The 253-nt window shown below is 70.0% G+C and carries 1 protein-coding gene; it reads right to left on the reverse strand.

Translation table 11 applies throughout. From position 1 onward, the window contains the following. The coding region (locus SB772_RS43465) for an alpha/beta fold hydrolase (protein WP_410838958.1) at window positions 1–253 on the reverse strand (253 nt) is incomplete at both ends.

Here is a 253-nt window from a genome sequence, read left to right on the forward strand (position 1 = left end):
CGTGGCGGCGGCGGGCGACAGGCGCTCGTCGAGCCCGGTCCACTGCGAAACGCTCAGCATGCCGCTGCGCCAGCCGGCGATCACGGGCGAATCGAGCATCACCACGCCCCTCACCCACTGCGGCTTCCTGAGCGCCGCCATCAGCGAAAGATAGCCGCCGAGCGAGTGGCCGACGAGCCAGACCGGCTGCTCATAGCGGCTGCCGATGTCCTCGATCAGTTGCTCGACGAGGTGCGGCCAGTCGCGCGTGACG

Origin of the sequence: Paraburkholderia sp. SIMBA_030 (assembly GCF_046535245.1) — a bacterium.
Lineage (GTDB): Bacteria > Pseudomonadota > Gammaproteobacteria > Burkholderiales > Burkholderiaceae > Paraburkholderia.